Origin of the sequence: Streptomyces sp. NPDC006294 (assembly GCF_042870895.1) — a bacterium.
In the GTDB taxonomy this organism is placed as follows: domain Bacteria; phylum Actinomycetota; class Actinomycetes; order Streptomycetales; family Streptomycetaceae; genus Streptomyces.
On sequence record NZ_JBIAHV010000004.1, the window covers coordinates 135523 to 153489 of the forward strand.

Sequence of the window (17967 nt, forward strand, 5' to 3'; positions counted from 1 at the left end):
ATCGGAGCCGTCCGCAGTCGTCCTTGGGGATGAGCGCATCCGCGCTCGAACAGTGCGGTAATGGATGCAGGGCCCGTACGCTGGGTTCTAGTTGGAGTGCTGAAGCCGTAGTCCGTCAGAAGGGGGCGCGCGAAGCCCATGAGCGGTGTCATGAAGCGTATGGGGATGATCTTCCGCGCGAAGGCGAACAAGGCCCTCGACAGGGCCGAGGATCCGCGCGAGACCCTCGATTACTCCTACCAGAAGCAGCTGGAGCTGCTGCAGAAGGTCCGCCGTGGCGTCGCCGACGTGGCGACCTCCCGCAAGCGCCTCGAGCTGCAGCTGAACCAGCTCCAGGGACAGTCCTCCAAGCTCGAGGACCAGGGCCGCAAGGCGCTGGCGCTCGGCCGTGAGGACCTGGCTCGCGAGGCACTCTCCCGCCGTGCCGCGCTGCAGCAGCAGGTCACCGACCTCGAGACGCAGCACCAGACCCTCCAGGGCGAGGAGGAGAAGCTGACGCTCGCCGCGCAGCGGCTGCAGGCCAAGGTCGACGCCTTCCGCACCAAGAAGGAGACCATCAAGGCCACCTACACGGCGGCGCAGGCGCAGACCCGGATCGCGGAGTCCTTCTCCGGCATCTCGGAGGAGATGAGCGACGTCGGCGTCGCCATCCAGCGCGCCGAGGACAAGACCGCGCAGCTCCAGGCGCGGGCCGGCGCGATCGACGAACTCCTTGCCTCCGGCGCGCTCGACGACCAGTCCGGCCTGGCGAAGGACGACATCCAGGCGGAACTGGACCGGCTCTCCGGCGGTACGGACGTCGAGCTGGAGCTTCAGCGCATGAAGGCGGAGCTGGCCGGCGGCCCGGCGCCGCAGCAGGCGATCGAGGGCGGCGCCGGTGGTTCCACGGATGCCACGCAGCCGCAGTCGCAGAGCAGCCCGCACAAGTTCGACAAGCAGTGACGGCCGGCAGGAACGGTACGGACGGAGAGTAAGGACTCGTCATGATCGTACGGATCATGGGGGAGGGTCAGCTGGAGGTGGCGGAGAGCCACCTCCCGGAGCTGAACAAGCTCGACGACGAACTGCTCGCGGAGATGGAGAGCGGCGACGGGACCGGCTTCCGCCAGACCCTGCACGCGCTGCTGGAGAAGGTCCGCGATCTGGGGGAGCCGCTGCCGGACGATTCGCTGGAACCGTCCGAGCTCATCCTCCCGGCGTCGGAGGCGACGCTGGAGGAGGTCCGTGAACTCCTCGGCGACAACGGCCTGATCCCGGCCCCGGACACGCCTCTACCCGACTGACGCGCCAAGAGGCGGGCTGTTCCCCACCCCGCCTCTTTCCGCTGTACCGATGTGCGGCTCCGCCGCGTGGCGGGGCAGGCCACGGACCCCGCATCGCCCTCCGGGCGGCGGCCCGGGCTCCGCGTGTGGCCCGCACCGCCCTCCGGGCGGCGGCCCGGGCTCCGCGTGTGGCCCGCACCGCCCTCCGGGCGGCGGTCCGGGCTCCGCCCGTGCCCGGTACCGCGCTTCGCGCGGTGGCCTCGAACTCCCCCTACGGCCTGGCGGCCGTGTGTGGGGGCACCTCCCACGCCGCCAGGCCGTAGGGGGAGTGCCCCCGGGCCGGGCTGGATTTCGCTCCGCGAAACCAGCCTCGCCGGCGTTTGAGGCGCGGGTCCGGGCAGAGCCCGGTTACGGGAAGGGGCGGGTAGGGGAACAGGCCCCGCGCAGCGGCCACGCCCGCCCCCGTCGCGCGTAACGTTGCCCCCCGTGACCCCACTCGCCGCCCGGTACGACCGCACCCGCACGTGGCTGCGCGCGCACCCGCCGGCCTTCGACGGCGCCCTCGCGTTCGCCGCCCTCGTCTGCATGGTCGCCGGGTCGTTCGCCGACCCGCACGGGCCGCACGGCCCCACCTTCGGCACCCGCACCCCCGACGTGCGCAGCCTCGTGCTGATAGTGGTCGCGGCGGCCGCGCTGGTGTTCCGGCGGCGGGAGCCGAGGGGCGTGCTGCTGGTCACCGGCGCGGTGTCCGTCGTCGAGCTGGTGACCGGCGATCCGGCGGCGCCCGTCGCGATGGCCGCGGTGATCGCCCTCTTCACCCTCGCCGCCCGCACCGACCGGCCGACCACCTGGCGGGTCGGCCTCGTGACGATGGCCGTGCTGACGGGCTCGGCGATGTTCTTCGGGGCGAGCCCCTGGTACACGCAGGAGAACCTGGGCATCTTCGCCTGGACCGGCATGGCGGCCGCCGCCGGTGACGCGGTGCGCAGCCGCCGTGCCTTCGTCGACGCCATCCGGGAGCGGGCCGAGCGTGCGGAGCGGACCCGTGAGGAGGAGGCCGGGCGGCGGGTCGCGGAGGAGCGGCTGCGGATCGCCCGCGATCTGCACGACGTCGTCGCGCACCACATCGCGCTGGTCAATGTGCAGGCCGGGGTCGCCGCCCACGTCATGGACAAGCGGCCGGACCAGGCCAAGGAGGCGCTCGCGCACGTACGGGAGGCGAGCCGGTCCGCGCTGAACGAGCTGCGGGCCACCGTCGGGCTGCTGCGCCAGTCCGGGGACCCGGAGGCGCCCACCGAGCCGGCGCCGGGCCTCGGGGTGCTCGACGAGCTGGTCACCCGGTTCCGTCAGGCCGGCCTGCCCGTCGAGGTGGCCCGTGCCGACGACGGCGGGACGCCGCCCGCGGCCGTCGACCTCGCCGCGTACCGGATCATCCAGGAGGCGCTGACCAATGCGCAGAAGCACGCGGGGCCGGACGCCAAGGCCGAGGTGAGCGTCGTACGGGTCGGCTCGCGGCTGGAGATCACCGTCATCGACAACGGCGCCGCGGAAGCGAAGGCGGACGCGCAGGCGCAGACGCCGGGCCCGTCCGGCGGCGGCCACGGCCTGATCGGCATGCGGGAACGTGTCAGCGCCCTCGGCGGCACCCTGACCGCCGGGCCCCGGTACGGAGGCGGCTTCCGGGTGCAGGCGATACTGCCGCTGCAGACGCGGCCGGCGCGTGCGGGGGAGGACACATGACGATCAGGGTGCTGCTCGCCGACGACCAGGCGCTGCTGCGCAGCGCGTTCCGGGTCCTGGTGGACTCGGAGCCGGACATGGAGGTCGTGGGGGAGGCGGCCGACGGGACGCAGGCGGTGGCGCTGGCCCGTTCGGAGCGGGCCGACGTGGTCCTGATGGACATCCGGATGCCCGGCACGGACGGCCTCGCCGCCACCCGGACGATCAGCGCGGACCCGGATCTGTCGCACGTACGGATCGTCATGCTGACCACCTTCGAGGTGGACGAGTACGTCGTGCAGTCGCTGCGCGCCGGGGCGTCCGGCTTCCTGGGCAAGGGCGCGGAGCCCGACGAGCTGCTGAACGCGATCCGTGTCGCCGCCGCGGGCGAGGCACTGTTGTCACCGGCGGCGACCAAGGGCCTCATCGCCACGTTCCTCGCGCAGGGCGGCACCGCGGACGACCGGCGGGCGGGGGACGGCTCGCAGCGGCTGTCGGTGCTCACCGTCCGCGAACGCGAGGTGCTGGTGCTGGTCGCGGGCGGCCGTTCCAACGACGAGATCGCCGAGCAGCTCGCGGTCAGCCCGCTGACCGTGAAGACCCATGTGAACCGTGCCATGGCCAAACTGGGCGCCCGCGACCGCGCCCAGCTGGTGGTCACGGCGTACGAGTCGGGACTGGTCCGGCCGAGGACCGAGTGAGCCGCGAAAGGGGCGCCCCGCCGTCCGGCGGAGCGCCCCTTTCGCGTACGGCAACGGCTACGGCAGGGCCAGCATCCGCTCCAGGGCGAGCTTCGCGAAGCTCTCCGTCTCCTTGTCGACCTCGATCCGGTTGACCAGGTTCCCCTCGGCCAGCGACTCCAGAGCCCACACCAGGTGCGGCAGGTCGATGCGGTTCATCGTCGAGCAGAAGCAGACCGTCTTGTCGAGGAAGACGATCTCCTTGTCCTGGTCGGCGAAACGGTTCGCCAGGCGGCGGACCAGGTTCAGCTCGGTGCCGATCGCCCACTTGGAGCCGGCCGGGGCCGCCTCCAGCGTGTTGATGATGTACTCGGTCGAGCCCACGTAGTCCGCGGCGGCGACGACCTCGTGCCGGCACTCGGGGTGCACCAGGACGTTCACGCCCGGGATGCGCTCACGCACGTCGTTGACCGAGTCCAGCGAGAACCGGCCGTGCACCGAGCAGTGGCCGCGCCACAGGATCATCTTGGCGGCGCGCAGCTCCTCTGCGCTCAGCCCGCCGTTCGGCTTGTGCGGGTTGTAGAGCACGCAGTCCTCGAGGGACATGCCCATGTCGCGGACGGCGGTGTTGCGGCCCAGGTGCTGGTCCGGCAGGAAGAGGACCTTCTCGCCCTGCTCGAAGGCCCAGTCCAGCGCGCGCTTGGCGTTCGACGACGTACAGATCGTGCCGCCGTGCTTGCCGGTGAAGGCCTTGATGTCCGCGGAGGAGTTCATGTACGAGACGGGGACGACCTGCTCGGCGACGCCGGCCTCGGTCAGCACGTCCCAGCACTCGGCGACCTGCTCGGCCGTGGCCATGTCGGCCATCGAACAGCCGGCCGCGAGGTCGGGGAGCACGACCTTCTGGTCGTCGGACGTCAGGATGTCCGCGGACTCGGCCATGAAGTGCACACCGCAGAAGACGATGTACTCGGCCTCGGGCCGGGCCGCGGCGTCCTTCGCCAGCTTGAAGGAGTCACCGGTGACGTCGGCGAACTGGATGACCTCGTCACGCTGGTAGTGGTGGCCCAGGACGAAGACCTTCTGCCCGAGCTTCTCCTTGGCCGCGCGGGCGCGCTCCACCAGGTCCGGGTCGGACGGCGAGGGGAGGTCGCCGGGGCACTCCACGCCGCGCTCGCTCCGCGGGTCGGCCTCACGGCCGAGCAGCAGAAGGGCGAGCGGAGTCGGCTGAACATCGAGCTCGGGGCGGGTTTGGGCGGTGGTCACGACACGCACCCTTTCTTCGTCTGGCTGAGCACTTCTCGTCTATTTGACGCTATCTATCATAACCGCTTCACGTCACTTTGACGATGTCCATAGCGTCGATGTGACGCACCCCCTGTCCACAGGCCGGTGCCGCAGTTGGGCCCGGTGTGCGAGCATGAAGAGACACGAAGCGCAAAGACGGGCCGGCCCGGAATGAATCCGCGGCCATGCCGGTTGCACCGTCGGCAAGCAGTCCGCACAACCCGGGAGAGAAGCAGATGTCCGTATCGGACGAGACCACCACCGTGAGCGACGGCATCCTCCTGTCCGACGCCGCCGCGGCCAAGGTCAAGGCCCTGCTGGACCAGGAAGGCCGGGACGACCTGGCGCTGCGCGTCGCGGTTCAGCCCGGCGGCTGCTCCGGCCTGCGTTACCAGCTGTTCTTCGACGAGCGCTCCCTCGACGGCGACGTCGTGAAGGACTTCGACGGCGTCAAGGTCGTCACCGACCGGATGAGCGCCCCGTACCTGGGCGGCGCCTCCATCGACTTCGTCGACACCATCGAGAAGCAGGGCTTCACCATCGACAACCCGAACGCCACGGGTTCCTGCGCCTGCGGCGACTCCTTCAGCTAGGAGCCCGGCTGCTCACGCCGAAGGCGGCGGACCCGGAACCGGGTCCGCCGCCTTCGACGTGAGCAGCGCGGGGACTACCCCTTGCGCGGCAGCGGCTCGCCGTCCGCGCCGACGACCTCACGGCCGCCCAGCGGCTCGTCCAGGGTCACGGACTCCGTCAGCTCCTTGGCGATCATGATGCAGACCCGCTCCGGGTCCGGATTCGTCTCCACGATCCGCACCTTCACCCGGTCGCCCGTCTCGGTCGCCTTCGCCTCGTACTCGCTGCACACGCCGCCCCAGAAGGTGACGGTCAGCGTCCGCCCGTCGACGCTGTACGAGACCGGCCCGGGGCCCTCCTGCCCGGCCGGGTCCTTCGACGGCTCGGACGGGGTGAGGTCCTTCGCCGGCGGCTCGCTGCTCTTGAGGAACCGCTTCTCCACCGCCGTGTGCGTCACCGTGAACGGCCGGTCGCCGTCCTTCGCCGTCACCTCGAACAGCCACGAGGGCACCAGCGCCTGCCGCCCGTCCACGAACTGCGCGGAGAGCCCGAAGACGGCCTTGCCGATCGTCAGCCGTTCCGGCGCCGCGGGGGAGCCCTCGGGCTCGCACGGCGTCTCGGGCCGCAGGTCGTCCTTGTGCGGCACCTCCCCGTGCGGCACCGGCGTGGCGCACCCGCCGATCCGCACCCGGCCGGTGTCCTTGCCGGCCTCGTTCAGCTGCTCGACCGCCTCGTCGGCGGAGACCACGGGGTACGTGTCGCCCTTCACCGGCTCCTTGAGCCGGCCGCTGCCGCCGACGACGGTGCCGTCCGCACCCACCTGGACACCGGTCGACCAGCCGTACGTCGGCAGACCGCCCACCACCGGGTTCGCGTTCACCACGCGTACGGCGCCCATCAACTGGCCCGCGTCCAGCGCGGCGTCACCCTGACCGACCGCGTCGAGCACCGGGGCCGCGGCGTTCCTGGCCTCCGCCTCGCTCACAGCCGGGCCCGGCTCGCCCGCCCCGCCCGACGGACACGCCTTGCCCTTCAGACAGTTGTCACCGCCGGGCGACGCGAGGTACCTGGCGAACGTCCAGATGCCCGGAGCGTCCTTGTTCACCTGCAGCGTCGGACCCTGCCCGTCCTTGGACGGGCCGACCTTCCACGCGGGACCCTCCAGCCGGGGCGCGCCCGACAGGCCCAGCGCCTTCGCCAGCCGGGTCACCTCGGCCGCGGTGACCGACCCCGTCGCCCGGTGCACGGCCGCACGCTCCGGGCCCTGCGGCAGATCGCCCTTCGCCCGGTAGACGACGCCGCCCCCGGTCGGGTCGGGCTCGCCCGGCGCGATGCCGCCGCCGTCCGTCACGGACCCACCGGTGTCCAGCGCGAGCAGCGGCGGATTCTTCCCGTCGCCCGGACCGCCCTTGCCGTCCGCGGCCCCGACGCCCTCGCCGCTGTCACCGCCGCCGAAGCCGGAGGTCGCGAAGTACGCACCGCCACCGCCGGTCACCAGCACCGCGGCCGCCACCGAGGCGACGACCAGCGGGGAACGCCGACGGCGGGGAGTCTCCTGCGTGTTCTCCGTGCTGCTCACCGCATCGCTCCTTGTCTCGTGCCTCCTGCTGCGGAGGACACGGGTGGGACGGAGCGGAGGGGCGCCTGGTTCCCTCCTTCTCGGCCGGGTCTTCTCGGCCCGGGCGGCGGTGCGCCGCGTCAGTAGCCGTAGTCGGACATCGCGTCCACCAGCCGCGCGGAGGCGGGCGGCACCACGACACCGTGGATCAGGGAGGGGGAAACGGGCACGGCCACCGCGGCCGCCGGTACCACCCAGTGTGGAGCCATTCGGGCGCAGTCGCCGCGAAGCTGGGCCAGACTGATCTCGGATTCCCGGGGATCGGGCCGCAGGAGCGGCTCGAGCGCGGCGCTGTGCATCGTCATAGCCGCACGGTATGCACCTGGGAGTCCAGGAAAAAAGCCCTACTATCGGGTAGTTTCCGTATTTGTCGGGGGCGCATGACCCGGTAGCGTGAACTGTCACTGCCAAACCGCCTCAGGAGCGCCTCACCGTGCGTATCGCAGTCACCGGCTCCATCGCCACCGACCACCTCATGACCTTCCCCGGCCGCTTCGCCGACCAGTTGGTCGCGGACCAGCTGCACACGGTCTCCCTCTCCTTCCTCGTCGACACGCTCGATGTGCGGCGCGGCGGGGTCGGGGCGAACATCTGCTTCGGCATGGGCCAGCTGGGCACCGCCCCGGTCCTGGTCGGCGCGGCGGGCGCCGACTTCGACGAGTACCGCGCCTGGCTCGACCGCCACGGCGTCGACACGGCGTCCGTCCGAATCTCGGAGGTCCTGCACACCGCCCGCTTCGTGTGCACCACGGACTCCGACCACAACCAGATCGGCTCCTTCTACACGGGCGCGATGAGCGAGGCCCGCCAGATCGAGCTCAAGTCGGTCGCGGACCGCGTCGGCGGCCTCGACCTCGTCCTGATCGGCGCGGACGACCCGGAGGCGATGCTGCGCCACACCGAGGAGTGCCGTTCACGGGGCATCCCGTTCGCCGCGGACTTCTCGCAGCAGATCGCCCGGATGAGCGGCGACGAGATCCGCATACTGCTGGACGGCGCGGCGTACCTGTTCTCGAACGAGTACGAGAAGGGGCTCATCGAGTCCAAGACCGGCTGGAGCGACGACGAGATCCTCGGCCGGGTCGGCCACCGCGTCACCACGCTCGGCGCGCGCGGCGTCCGCATCGAGTCCACCGGCATGGACCCGATCGAGGTCGGCTGCCCCGACGAGGAGGCCAAGGTCGACCCGACCGGCGTCGGCGACGCGTTCCGCGCGGGCTTCCTCTCCGGCCTCTCGTGGGGCGTGGGCCTGGAGCGGGCGGCGCAGGTGGGCTGCATGCTGGCGACGCTGGTGATCGAGACGCTGGGCACGCAGGAGTACACGCTGCGGCGCGCGCACTTCATGGAGCGGTTCACGAAGGCGTACGGGGACGAGGCGGCGTCGGAGGTCCACAAGCACCTCTCCTGACCCCGGGCGGGGGCGGGGTGGGCGGCGCCCGCGGCGCCTTGTTCCCCACCCGCCCTTCCCACTGTGCGGTTCGCGCGGACACGGCTGTCGTCGGCGCGGCCCCGGTGTGGTGCGAGTGCGCGTGGTGAATGCCTCAGTCCGGGCGCCGGGGCCGGGTGGCCGCCCGGAGCACGGACGCGCCGGTGGGCGTGAGGGTGTGCAGCACTGAGGGGCCGTTGCGGATCGTGGTGATGAGACCCGCGTCGCGCAGCGCGGTGGCGTGTCTGCTCGCGGCGGACGCCGAGACGCCGGCGGCCTGCGCGATCTCACCGGTTGTCGCACCGCTCGACGCGGCGTGCAGGGCGATCGCGCGGGCCCGGCCGAGCAGGTTGGTCAAGGACCGCCCCGGTGCGTCGGCGTCACCGGGGTCGCTCGGGGCGGCCGGTTCGTGGAGCAGCGAGTACCAGAGGACGGGCGGCAGTTCGGGGTCCGCGAAGGCGACCGGCTCGCCCCAGTTGAAGTACGAGGGGACGAGCGTGAGCCCGCGGCCGTTCAGATACAGGTCCCGGTCCTCGGCCTGCTTGGGATAGGCGACCTCCAGGACGGGCGGGCGCCAGCGCATCATGGGGCCGAGGCTCGCGAGCATGCCCTCGACACCCCCGTCGAGGAGCCCGCGGCAGCGTGCGGCCCGCTCGGCCTCCACGCGTGCCCGCACCTCCTCCTCATAGGGGGCGACGACCGCCTCGTAGTAGGTGCGCAGCATCCCCATGAACTCCTTGCGCGCCTCGGGCCCGGCCAGCTGCCCGGCCCACGAGGGAGCCCCGACGGCCCGGTCGAGGAGGGCCACCTCCTCCAGCACCCGCCGCCCGGACGTGGCCAGGATCGACTCCGCTCCCGCCTTCCATTCGCCCCTGCCCTGGGCCGGAGTCAGGAAGTCGGGGAAATACGCGGCCCGGGGATACAGCGGCAGGAGCACGTCGCGCACGAGGCGCTCCAGCCTCTCCTCCCGCAGCCGCCGCCGTGCCGTGCGATACCAGTCGGCGTACGCCCAGCGCCCTTTCCTCGACTGGAACCGGTGCAGGCTGGACGCGATCTCCCAGAACGGGTCCGGGGCTGACGCGAGTCTGGTTCTGCCCAGGTCCGCGTCGCTGAAATGAATGCGGAGCATCCCGTTCCTCCCCCTTGAAGTGCGCTTTTGCTCTGCAGCGCAACGGTGTTGGTCGGACACCGTCGCCGGGCGATCGTAGAAGCCCGAAGTCAAGACGCGATAAATGAGGGCTCAACGCCGGGGAATCTCATGCGTCGGACCGGCCTTTCGACGAGATCAGGGGGACACCCATGTCCGGACATACAGTACGCAAAGCGGCCGCCACGCTCACGGCGGCGTTCACACTCGCGAGCGCGGGGGTGCTGGGCAGCAGCACCCCCGCGAGCGCCGCGACCTGCTACGGCGGCGCGATCAGCCGGACCTTCGACATGGGGCAGGACGAAGCGGAGCACCGCTTCGGCCCCTACACCACCACGTCACGGTGCAATGACATCAACCTGAAGATCACCAGCTGGGGCAACGCCAACCCGCTGTTCGTGCGAGTGTGCTTCCACCCCAGTTCAGGCGGTACGACGTGCAACTCGTGGAAGACGTTCTACAAGTCGAGCGACCTGAACAAGTGGCGCGTGATCGCCACCGATGTCCGGGACGGCACCCGGTACAGCCTGTCCATGGACTACGCCAGCAACACCTTCCGCGGCTACCTCGCCCACTGACCGGGAACTGAATGCAGGGCCCACCGGTCCACGACCGGTGGGCCCCAGGGCGTCGACCTGGCCCATGCCGGCGCGGTCAGGGACGGAGCGCCGGGGGACACGCTTGCCACAGGCCCTACGACACCCGTCGCACCACGTACGCCACGCCCCGCTCCGCCCCCTGTTCCCCCACGTACTCCTGCCCCCGCATCCCGCACCACGCCGGGATGTCCAGTCGGGCCGCCTCGTCGTCGGAGAGGACCGTGACCGTGCCGCCCACCGGCACGTCGCCGATGACCTTCGCCAGTTCGATCACCGGGATCGGGCAGCGCCGGCCGAGCGCGTCGACCACGAGGGACTCCGACGCCCCCGGCGAAGGCGCGGACGAGGGCGACACCGGCGCCCCGTACCGCTCCCGTACACCCGCCACCAGGCCCGGCAGCACCTCCAGGAAGCGGTCCACGTCCTCCTCCGACGTGCCGGACGGCGGGAGCGACACCCGGACGTTGCCCTCCGACAGCACGCCCATCGCCCGCAGCACGTGGCTCGGGATCAGCGTGCTGCTCGTGCACGACGAGCCGGAGGAGACGGAGAAGCCGGCCCGGTCCAGCTCGTGGAGAAGTGTCTCCCCGTCGACATAGAGACAGGAGAACGTGACCACGTGCGGCAGCCGCCGCACGGGGTCGCCCACCACCTCCACGTCGGGTACCAGTTCCGGGACCCGCGTCCGGATGCGGTCCACCAGGGCCCGCAGCCGTACCGCCTCGTCCGCAGCCTCGGCGCGCACCGCGCGCAGCGAGGCCGCCGCCGCCACGATCGCCGGGATGTTCTCGAAGCCGGCCGACCGGCCCGACTCCCGCTCGCCCGCCGGGCCTTGCGGGGCGAATCGGACACCCTTGCGGACGGCGAGCAGTCCGACACCGGCCGGGCCGCCCCACTTGTGCGCGCTCGCGGCGAGCAGCGACCAGTCCGCGTCGACCGGGCCCCAGGCCAGGGACTGGGCGGCGTCGACCAGCAGCGGCACGTCCACCGCGCGGCACGCCTCTGCCACCTCCCGGACCGGCTGCTCGGTGCCGACCTCGTGGTTGGCGGACTGCAGGCACGCCAGCGCGGTCGTGGCGCCGAGTTCCGCGGCGTACGTGCCGGGGGACACCGCCCCGTGCCGGTCCACGCCGACCTCGGTCACCGAGCCGCCGGCCGCCTCCCACGCGGTCGCCGCGTGGAGAACGGCGGAGTGTTCGACGGCGGAGACGACGAGACGGCGGCCGACACGCCGACGCCCGGCCAGCGCTCCGGAGATTCCGGTGTGGAGGGCCTGCGTCCCCGAAGGAGTGAAGACGAGTTCGTCGGGGCGGCATCCGACGGCCTCCGCCGCGGCCTCCCTGGCCGCGTCGAGCAGCATCCTGGCGCGGCGCCCCTCGCGGTAGAGCCGGGCCGGATCGGCCCAGCCCTCGTCGAGGGAGGCGTGCAGGGCCTGGCGGGCGACGGGGTGCAGGGGAGCCGCGGACGCGGCGTCGAAATAGGGCACGTCGTCACGCTAACCCCCGCGGCAGGAGGGAGCGTCAGTTGCCTGCTGGAAGCGGGCATTCCGGGGCGCTCGGCGCATCGTCCGCGCGCACCGGCCACCCCTTCGGGGTGCCGGACGGCGCGTTGGGCACCCTCCCCGCGCGACCCCAAATTGCGTCCAGTAGGGTTTGGTCCGCATAAACATCCAAACCCCTGCCCGCGTCAGGGCCGGCGACCGACCAGCGAGACGGCCGCAGCCGGCCGCGCGGGCCGAGACTCTCGGGAAGGCGCTACGTGAGTCCCAACGGCTCCGACCGCTCGTCGCGGCGCCCGATGCGGCGGAAGCTGCCGCAGGTGCTGACTGCGGGCCTAGTCCTGGCTACCGCCTCCGGTTGTTCGTACAACTGGGAGGATTTCCCCCGCCTCGGAATGCCCACCCCTGTCACGGAGGAGGCGCCGCGGATCCTCTCCCTCTGGCAGGGCTCGTGGGCGGCTGCGCTCGCCACGGGCGTACTGGTGTGGGGCTTGATCCTGTGGAGTGTCTTCTTCCACCGGCGTACCCGCACCAAGGTGGAGATTCCTCCGCAGACCCGGTACAACATGCCCATCGAGGCGCTGTACACCGTGGTCCCGATCATCATCGTTTCGGTGTTCTTCTACTTCACCGCGCGTGACGAGTCGAAGCTCCTCCAGCTCTCCGACAAGCCGACCCACACCATCAACGTGGTCGGCTACCAGTGGAGCTGGGGCTTCAACTACCTCGAGGACGTGGACGGGAACCCGGCCACCGGGGACGCGACCGCGGACAAGGAACTGAACGCGATCCCGGACAAGTACACCGACGACTTCCCCGAGGGTGCGGAGGGCGTCTACGACGCCGGAATCCCCGGCACCCGCAACCCGCAGAACGGCAACCCGGGCCCCACGCTCTGGCTGCCGAAGGGGGAGAAGGTCCGGTTCGTCCTGACCTCGCGTGACGTCATCCACTCCTTCTGGGTGGTCCCCTTCCTGATGAAGCAGGACGTCATCCCCGGCCACACCAACGTGTTCGAGGTGACCCCCACGCGGGAGGGCACCTTCATGGGCAAGTGCGCCGAACTCTGCGGCGTCGACCACTCCCGGATGCTCTTCAATGTCAAGGTCGTCTCCCCGGAGCGCTACCAGCAGCACCTGAAGGAGCTTGCCGAGAAGGGGCAGACCGGCTTCATCCCGTCGGGCATTGAGCAGACGGACCCGGCCAGGAATGCGGAGAAGAACCAACTGTGAGCATCCTCAACGAACCCCAGGGTGCCGCCGCGGCAGATGAAGACTCGTACGAGAACGAGCTGCCAGTACGGCGCAAGCAGCCCGGCAACGTCGTGGTGAAGTGGCTGACGACCACCGACCACAAGACGATCGGCACGCTGTATCTCGTCACCTCGTTCGTCTTCTTCTGTATCGGCGGCCTGATGGCGCTCTTCATGCGCGCCGAGCTGGCCCGGCCGGGCACGCAGATCATGTCGAACGAGCAGTTCAACCAGGCGTTCACGATGCACGGCACGATCATGCTGCTGATGTTCGCGACGCCGCTGTTCGCCGGATTCGCGAACTGGATCATGCCGCTGCAGATCGGCGCGCCCGACGTGGCGTTCCCGCGGCTGAACATGTTCGCGTACTGGCTGTACCTGTTCGGCTCGCTGATCGCGGTGGCCGGCTTCCTCACCCCGCAGGGCGCCGCCGACTTCGGCTGGTTCGCCTACTCACCGCTGTCGGACGCGGTCCGCTCGCCGGGTGTCGGCGCCGACATGTGGATCATGGGTCTGGCCTTCTCCGGCTTCGGCACGATCCTCGGCTCGGTCAACTTCATCACCACGATCATCTGCATGCGCGCTCCCGGCATGACGATGTTCCGGATGCCGATCTTCACCTGGAACGTCCTGCTGACCGGTGTGCTGGTCCTGCTGGCCTTCCCGGTCCTCGCCGCGGCGCTGTTCGCCCTGGAGGCGGACCGCAAGTTCGGGTCGCACATCTTCGACGCGTCCAACGGCGGCGCACTGCTGTGGCAACACCTCTTCTGGTTCTTCGGCCACCCAGAGGTGTACATCATCGCCCTGCCGTTCTTCGGCATCGTCTCGGAGATCATCCCGGTCTTCTCCCGCAAGCCGATGTTCGGTTACATCGGTCTGATCGGCGCGACGATCGCGATCGCCGGCCTGTCCGTGACGGTGTGGGCACACCACATGTATGTCACCGGCGGAGTCCTGCTGCCGTTCTTCTCCTTCATGACGTTCCTCATCGCCGTGCCCACGGGCGTGAAGTTCTTCAACTGGATCGGCACGATGTGGAAGGGCTCCTTGTCCTTCGAGACACCGATGCTGTGGACGATCGGCTTCCTGGTCACCTTCACCTTCGGTGGCCTCACCGGCGTCATCCTGGCGTCGCCGCCGCTGGACTTCCACGTCTCGGACTCGTACTTCGTCGTCGCGCACTTCCACTACGTCGTCTTCGGCACCGTGGTGTTCGCGATGTTCGCCGGGTTCCACTTCTGGTGGCCGAAGTTCACCGGCAAGATGCTGGACGAGCGGCTGGGCAAGATCACCTTCTGGACGCTGTTCATCGGCTTCCACGGCACGTTCCTGGTACAGCACTGGCTCGGCGCGGAAGGCATGCCGCGGCGTTACGCGGACTACCTCGCCGCCGACGGCTTCACCGCGCTGAACACCATCTCCACCATCAGCTCCTTCGTGCTCGGTCTGTCGATGCTGCCGTTCGTCTACAACGTGTGGAAGACGGCGAAGTACGGCAAGAAGGTCGAGGTCGACGACCCGTGGGGCTACGGCCGCTCGCTCGAGTGGGCGACGTCCTGCCCGCCGCCGCGGCACAACTTCCTCACCCTGCCGCGTATCCGCAGTGAATCGCCGGCGTTCGACCTGCACCACCCGGAGATCGCGGCTCTCGACCAGCTCGAGCACGGCGGCCACGGCGCCAGTGTGCTGGTCGGCGGCAAGGAGGAGAGCAAGTGAAGATCCAGGGCAAGATGTTCCTCTGGCTGAGCGTCTTCATCCTGGCCGTCGCCGTCCTGTACGGCGTCTGGTCGAAGGAGCCGGTCGGCACCACCGCTCTGTTCCTGTCCTTCGGCCTGACCGTCATGATCGGCTACTACCTGGCCTTCACGGCCCGGCGAGTGGACGCCATGGCGCAGGACAACAAGGAAGCCGACGTGGCCGACGAGGCCGGCGAGGTGGGGTTCTTCTCCCCGCACAGCTGGCAGCCGCTCGCGCTGGGCATCGGCGGCGCACTCGCCTTCCTCGGCGTGGCGATCGGCTGGTGGCTGCTGTACTTCTCGCTGCCGCTGCTCCTGGTCGGCCTGTTCGGCTGGGTGTTCGAGTACTACCGCGGTGAGAACCAGAACCAGTAGTACCGCCTGAGCGGAACGGCGGAACAACAGAACAAGAGAAACGGGCCCGGATCGCCTCACTCCAGTGAGGTGATCCGGGCCCACTCGTTCGGAGTCATCCCGCGCGCCGCGGCTGACGATTCTTCATACCGTGTGCTCATGAACCACACGCCTCGTATCCGTGCCGTCAGCTGCATCGCGCTGGTCGTCTCCCTCGGTGTGGTCGCGACCGCCTGCGGCGAGCCGGACCGGCACCCGCTGTCGGCCGCGCCGTACGACGCGGCGCGGCAGGTCAGCCTCAACGCCGCGTCCGGAGCCACGAAGGTGGACCCCGACAAGCCCCTGGAGGTCACCTCCAAGGGTGACGGGGGCCGGATCGCCGATGTCACCGTCATGGACGACGCGGGACATCACCTCGCGGGCGAACTCGCGGCGGACGGCGTCCGCTGGCGCTCCACGGCCCCGATGGCGGCCGGCGTGAAGTACACCGTCCGGGTCTCCACGGAGGACGACGAAGGTGCTCCGGGCGTTCGCACGCTCTTCTTCGAGACCGCGCCCGCCAAGACCTTCCTCACCGCGGAGTTCGGCCCGGAGGCGGGCACCTACGGAGTCGGGCAGCCCATCACGGCCAAGCTCAGCCACGCGGTCGGCGAGGGCAAGGGCAGGGCGGTGGTCGAACGCGCCATGAAGGTCACCTCGAAGCCCGCGGTGGAGGGCGCCTGGCACTGGGTCGACGACAAGACCCTGCACTACCGGCCCAGGGAGTACTGGCCCGCCGGGACCACGGTGGACGTCGCCAGCAACCTCAAGGGCGTCAAGGTCGCCGGCAAGCTCTACGGCGGCCCCTCCAAGCCCCTGAAGATCACCATCGGGGACCGTGTCGAGGCCGTCGCCGACGCCGAGTCGCTCACCATGACGGTGAAGCGCAACGGAGAAGTGATCAAAACCATGCCGGTGACCACCGGCAAGCCCGGCTTCGAGACCCGCAACGGCATCAAGGTCGTGCTGGCCAAACAGCAGTTCGTGCAGATGCGCAGCACCAGCATCGGCATCGCGGAGGGCAGCTCCGAGTCGTACGACCTGCCCGTCTACTGGGCGACGCGCATCACCTGGAGCGGCGAGTACGTCCACGCCGCGCCCTGGTCGGTCGGCTCGCAGGGCTCCGCGAACGTCAGCCACGGCTGCGTCGGGATGTCCATGGGCAACGCCGAGTGGTTCTTCAAGACCGTCCGCGAGGGCGACATCGTCGAGGTCGTCAACAGCTACGGCGACATGATGGACACGTTCGGGAACGGCTTCGGAGACTGGAACCTGTCCTGGGACAAGTGGCGCGAGGGCAGCGCCCTGGTCCCCGGCTCCGAGGCATCGAACGGGAACGCCACCCCCGTGACCGCCCGGCTGCGGCCGGTGGTTTGAGGGCTCGGTCCACCTTCGGGGCGCACTGGGCGTCTGCCGACGGTCGATCGTGCTCGATCCCCCCGGACTCCGTCCGGGAGGTGCCCCCGCTCCCTTTCGCCGTGTTCCACAGCAGCCGCGGGCCGCGCACCCTGCGGGCTCACTCGCCGCAGGCGGGGGCGCGGCCCCCCGGGCGAAGCCCCGGCCGCGCCCGTCAGGCGCCGATGGAGAGGCGGCCGCGCAGCAGGGCCGCGAGGGACGCCGCGAACTCCACCGGGTCGACCGGCAGCGTCACCGCCGCCTCCGCGCGGCTCCAGGTGGCCAGCCAGGCGTCCTGCGGGCGGCCGATCAGCAGCAGCACGGGCGGGCAGTCGAAGACCTCGTCCTTGATCTGCCGGCACACGCCCATCCCGCCCGCCGGAACCGTCTCGCCGTCCAGCACGCAGACGTCGATGCCGCCCTCCTCGAGGGCCTTCAGGACCGCGGGCAGGGTCGCGCACTCCACGAACCGCACCGGCGGCACGTCGGCCGCGGGCCGGCGCCCCGCTGCCAGCCTGACCTGCTCGCGGGTGTTCGAGTCGTCGCTGTAGACCAGGACCGTGGCGCTCGACTGCATGGTTCCTCCGCACTCGTTCGATCAGGCTTGTTGCGCCGGATGCTACTCCGTCCCACTGCCTGTCAGCATCGGTTCGGACACGGCTCCGATGGGCCGTCCGGCCCCGCCGGAAGGTCCCGTTGAGGGCCGGAACACTCCGAACGGCACCCCCCGGAGTGAGGGCGGGATAAGCGACCGACATAATGTCGGTCGTGGCGACAGCAACGACAGTAGAAACCGGGCACGCGCACCCGTCGGTCAATCGGCCGAACCTCACCAGCGTCGGAACCATCATCTGGCTGAGTTCCGAGCTGATGTTCTTCGCGGCCCTCTTCGCGATGTACTTCACCCTGCGATCGGTGACGGGTGCCGAGTTCTGGGCAGAGAAAGCCGAAGCGCTGAACTTCCCGTTCTCGGCGACGAACACCACGATCCTGGTGCTCTCCTCCCTCACATGTCAGCTCGGCGTCTTCGCCGCCGAGCGGGGCGATGTGAAGAAGCTGCGCACCTGGTTCATCATCACGTTCGTGATGGGTGCGATCTTCATCGGCGGTCAGGTCTTCGAGTACACCGAGCTGGTCAAGCACGAGGGGCTCTCCCTCTCGTCCGACCCGTACGGCTCGGTGTTCTACCTGACGACCGGTTTCCACGGCCTGCACGTGACGGGCGGACTCATCGCCTTCCTGCTGGTCCTGGCAAGGACCTACGCGGCCCGGAGATTCACCCACGAGCAGGCAACCGCCGCCATCGTCGTGTCCTATTACTGGCACTTCGTCGATGTCGTCTGGATCGGCCTCTTCGCCACGATCTACATGATCAAGTAATC

General features: G+C 70.2%; 18 protein-coding genes. 12 read left to right on the forward strand and 6 right to left on the reverse strand.

Annotated features, from left to right (window positions below):
- The first annotated feature begins 138 nt into the window (after window positions 1–138).
- From ACFYOP_RS08485 to ACFYOP_RS08500, 4 genes are all read left to right on the forward strand, one after another.
- Window positions 139–942, forward strand: coding sequence for a PspA/IM30 family protein (locus tag ACFYOP_RS08485; RefSeq protein WP_356891641.1), 804 nt, complete (start codon window positions 139–141; stop codon window positions 940–942).
- 41 nt (window positions 943–983) lie between these two features.
- Window positions 984–1283 (forward strand): hypothetical protein, encoded by a 300-nt coding sequence (locus ACFYOP_RS08490; RefSeq protein WP_356891642.1) that lies wholly within the window; start codon window positions 984–986, stop codon window positions 1281–1283.
- 456 nt (window positions 1284–1739) lie between these two features.
- Window positions 1740–3002, forward strand: coding sequence for a sensor histidine kinase (locus ACFYOP_RS08495; protein ID WP_356891644.1), 1263 nt, complete (start codon window positions 1740–1742; stop codon window positions 3000–3002).
- Window positions 2999–3682 carry a response regulator transcription factor gene (locus tag ACFYOP_RS08500; protein ID WP_356891646.1) on the forward strand — a complete coding sequence of 228 codons (684 nt, stop codon included), beginning with the start codon at window positions 2999–3001 and terminating at the stop codon, window positions 3680–3682. The genes ACFYOP_RS08495 and ACFYOP_RS08500 overlap by 4 nt, the downstream gene beginning before the upstream one ends.
- Before the next feature lie 57 nt (window positions 3683–3739).
- Here the strand turns inward: ACFYOP_RS08500 and nadA are convergent, their stop codons facing one another.
- Window positions 3740–4927, reverse strand: a complete 1188-nt coding sequence (nadA, locus tag ACFYOP_RS08505; protein WP_356891648.1) for a quinolinate synthase NadA — start codon at window positions 4925–4927, stop codon at window positions 3740–3742.
- Between the two features lie 257 nt (window positions 4928–5184).
- Here nadA and ACFYOP_RS08510 point away from each other — a divergent pair, with 257 nt between their 5' ends.
- On the forward strand, window positions 5185–5541 hold the full coding sequence (locus tag ACFYOP_RS08510) for an iron-sulfur cluster assembly accessory protein (RefSeq protein ID WP_005318559.1): 357 nt from the start codon (window positions 5185–5187) through the stop codon (window positions 5539–5541).
- A 74-nt stretch (window positions 5542–5615) separates the two neighbouring features.
- On the opposite strand, the gene ACFYOP_RS08515 is transcribed toward ACFYOP_RS08510, so the two are convergent.
- On the reverse strand, window positions 5616–7100 hold the full coding sequence (locus ACFYOP_RS08515; RefSeq protein WP_356891650.1) for a hypothetical protein: 1485 nt from the start codon (window positions 7098–7100) through the stop codon (window positions 5616–5618).
- Window positions 7101–7219: 119 nt separating this feature from the next.
- Window positions 7220–7444, reverse strand: a complete 225-nt coding sequence (locus ACFYOP_RS08520; protein WP_356891652.1) for a hypothetical protein — start codon at window positions 7442–7444, stop codon at window positions 7220–7222.
- A 128-nt stretch (window positions 7445–7572) separates the two neighbouring features.
- Between ACFYOP_RS08520 and ACFYOP_RS08525 the strand changes: the two genes are divergently transcribed.
- The gene (locus ACFYOP_RS08525) at window positions 7573–8547 is read left to right on the forward strand and encodes a carbohydrate kinase family protein (protein ID WP_356891654.1); all 975 of its coding nucleotides are present in this window, start codon (window positions 7573–7575) and stop codon (window positions 8545–8547) included.
- Between the two features lie 133 nt (window positions 8548–8680).
- On the opposite strand, the gene ACFYOP_RS08530 is transcribed toward ACFYOP_RS08525, so the two are convergent.
- A complete protein-coding gene (locus ACFYOP_RS08530) occupies window positions 8681–9694 on the reverse strand; it encodes an ArsR family transcriptional regulator (RefSeq protein WP_356891656.1) in 1014 nt (337 codons plus the stop codon).
- 170 nt (window positions 9695–9864) lie between these two features.
- Here ACFYOP_RS08530 and ACFYOP_RS08535 point away from each other — a divergent pair, with 170 nt between their 5' ends.
- Window positions 9865–10290 carry a hypothetical protein gene (locus tag ACFYOP_RS08535; RefSeq protein ID WP_356891658.1) on the forward strand — a complete coding sequence of 142 codons (426 nt, stop codon included), beginning with the start codon at window positions 9865–9867 and terminating at the stop codon, window positions 10288–10290.
- 115 nt (window positions 10291–10405) lie between these two features.
- On the opposite strand, the gene ACFYOP_RS08540 is transcribed toward ACFYOP_RS08535, so the two are convergent.
- Window positions 10406–11797, reverse strand: coding sequence for an aminotransferase class V-fold PLP-dependent enzyme (locus tag ACFYOP_RS08540; protein WP_356891660.1), 1392 nt, complete (start codon window positions 11795–11797; stop codon window positions 10406–10408).
- A 272-nt stretch (window positions 11798–12069) separates the two neighbouring features.
- Between ACFYOP_RS08540 and coxB the strand changes: the two genes are divergently transcribed.
- From coxB to ACFYOP_RS08560, 4 genes are all read left to right on the forward strand, one after another.
- The gene (gene coxB, locus ACFYOP_RS08545) at window positions 12070–13041 is read left to right on the forward strand and encodes a cytochrome c oxidase subunit II (RefSeq protein WP_356891662.1); all 972 of its coding nucleotides are present in this window, start codon (window positions 12070–12072) and stop codon (window positions 13039–13041) included.
- A complete protein-coding gene (ctaD, locus tag ACFYOP_RS08550; protein WP_356891664.1) occupies window positions 13038–14777 on the forward strand; it encodes a cytochrome c oxidase subunit I in 1740 nt (579 codons plus the stop codon). The genes coxB and ctaD overlap by 4 nt, the downstream gene beginning before the upstream one ends.
- Window positions 14774–15172, forward strand: coding sequence for a cytochrome c oxidase subunit 4 (locus tag ACFYOP_RS08555; RefSeq protein WP_356891666.1), 399 nt, complete (start codon window positions 14774–14776; stop codon window positions 15170–15172). Before ctaD ends, ACFYOP_RS08555 begins: the two co-directional genes overlap by 4 nt.
- Before the next feature lie 138 nt (window positions 15173–15310).
- Window positions 15311–16567 carry an Ig-like domain-containing protein gene (locus ACFYOP_RS08560; protein ID WP_356891668.1) on the forward strand — a complete coding sequence of 419 codons (1257 nt, stop codon included), beginning with the start codon at window positions 15311–15313 and terminating at the stop codon, window positions 16565–16567.
- A 193-nt stretch (window positions 16568–16760) separates the two neighbouring features.
- Here ACFYOP_RS08560 and ACFYOP_RS08565 read toward each other — a convergent pair whose 3' ends face one another.
- Window positions 16761–17162 (reverse strand): hypothetical protein, encoded by a 402-nt coding sequence (locus tag ACFYOP_RS08565; RefSeq protein WP_356891670.1) that lies wholly within the window; start codon window positions 17160–17162, stop codon window positions 16761–16763.
- Between the two features lie 182 nt (window positions 17163–17344).
- Between ACFYOP_RS08565 and ACFYOP_RS08570 the strand changes: the two genes are divergently transcribed.
- Complete coding sequence (locus tag ACFYOP_RS08570) at window positions 17345–17965, forward strand: heme-copper oxidase subunit III (protein ID WP_356891672.1); 621 nt, start codon at window positions 17345–17347, stop codon at window positions 17963–17965.
- The last annotated feature ends 2 nt before the right edge of the window (window positions 17966–17967 follow it).

Coding starts and splice junctions, on each gene's coding strand:
- ACFYOP_RS08485 (WP_356891641.1), top strand. CDS start 139: ATGAGCGGTGTCATGAAGCGTATGGGGATGATCTTCCGCGCGAAGGCG.
- ACFYOP_RS08490 (WP_356891642.1), top strand. CDS start 984: ATGATCGTACGGATCATGGGGGAGGGTCAGCTGGAGGTGGCGGAGAGC.
- ACFYOP_RS08500 (WP_356891646.1), top strand. CDS start 2,999: ATGACGATCAGGGTGCTGCTCGCCGACGACCAGGCGCTGCTGCGCAGC.
- ACFYOP_RS08510 (WP_005318559.1), top strand. CDS start 5,185: ATGTCCGTATCGGACGAGACCACCACCGTGAGCGACGGCATCCTCCTG.
- ACFYOP_RS08520 (WP_356891652.1), bottom strand. CDS start 7,444: ATGACGATGCACAGCGCCGCGCTCGAGCCGCTCCTGCGGCCCGATCCC.
- ACFYOP_RS08530 (WP_356891656.1), bottom strand. CDS start 9,694: ATGCTCCGCATTCATTTCAGCGACGCGGACCTGGGCAGAACCAGACTC.
- ACFYOP_RS08535 (WP_356891658.1), top strand. CDS start 9,865: ATGTCCGGACATACAGTACGCAAAGCGGCCGCCACGCTCACGGCGGCG.
- ACFYOP_RS08560 (WP_356891668.1), top strand. CDS start 15,311: ATGAACCACACGCCTCGTATCCGTGCCGTCAGCTGCATCGCGCTGGTC.
- ACFYOP_RS08565 (WP_356891670.1), bottom strand. CDS start 17,162: ATGCAGTCGAGCGCCACGGTCCTGGTCTACAGCGACGACTCGAACACC.
- ACFYOP_RS08570 (WP_356891672.1), top strand. CDS start 17,345: ATGTCGGTCGTGGCGACAGCAACGACAGTAGAAACCGGGCACGCGCAC.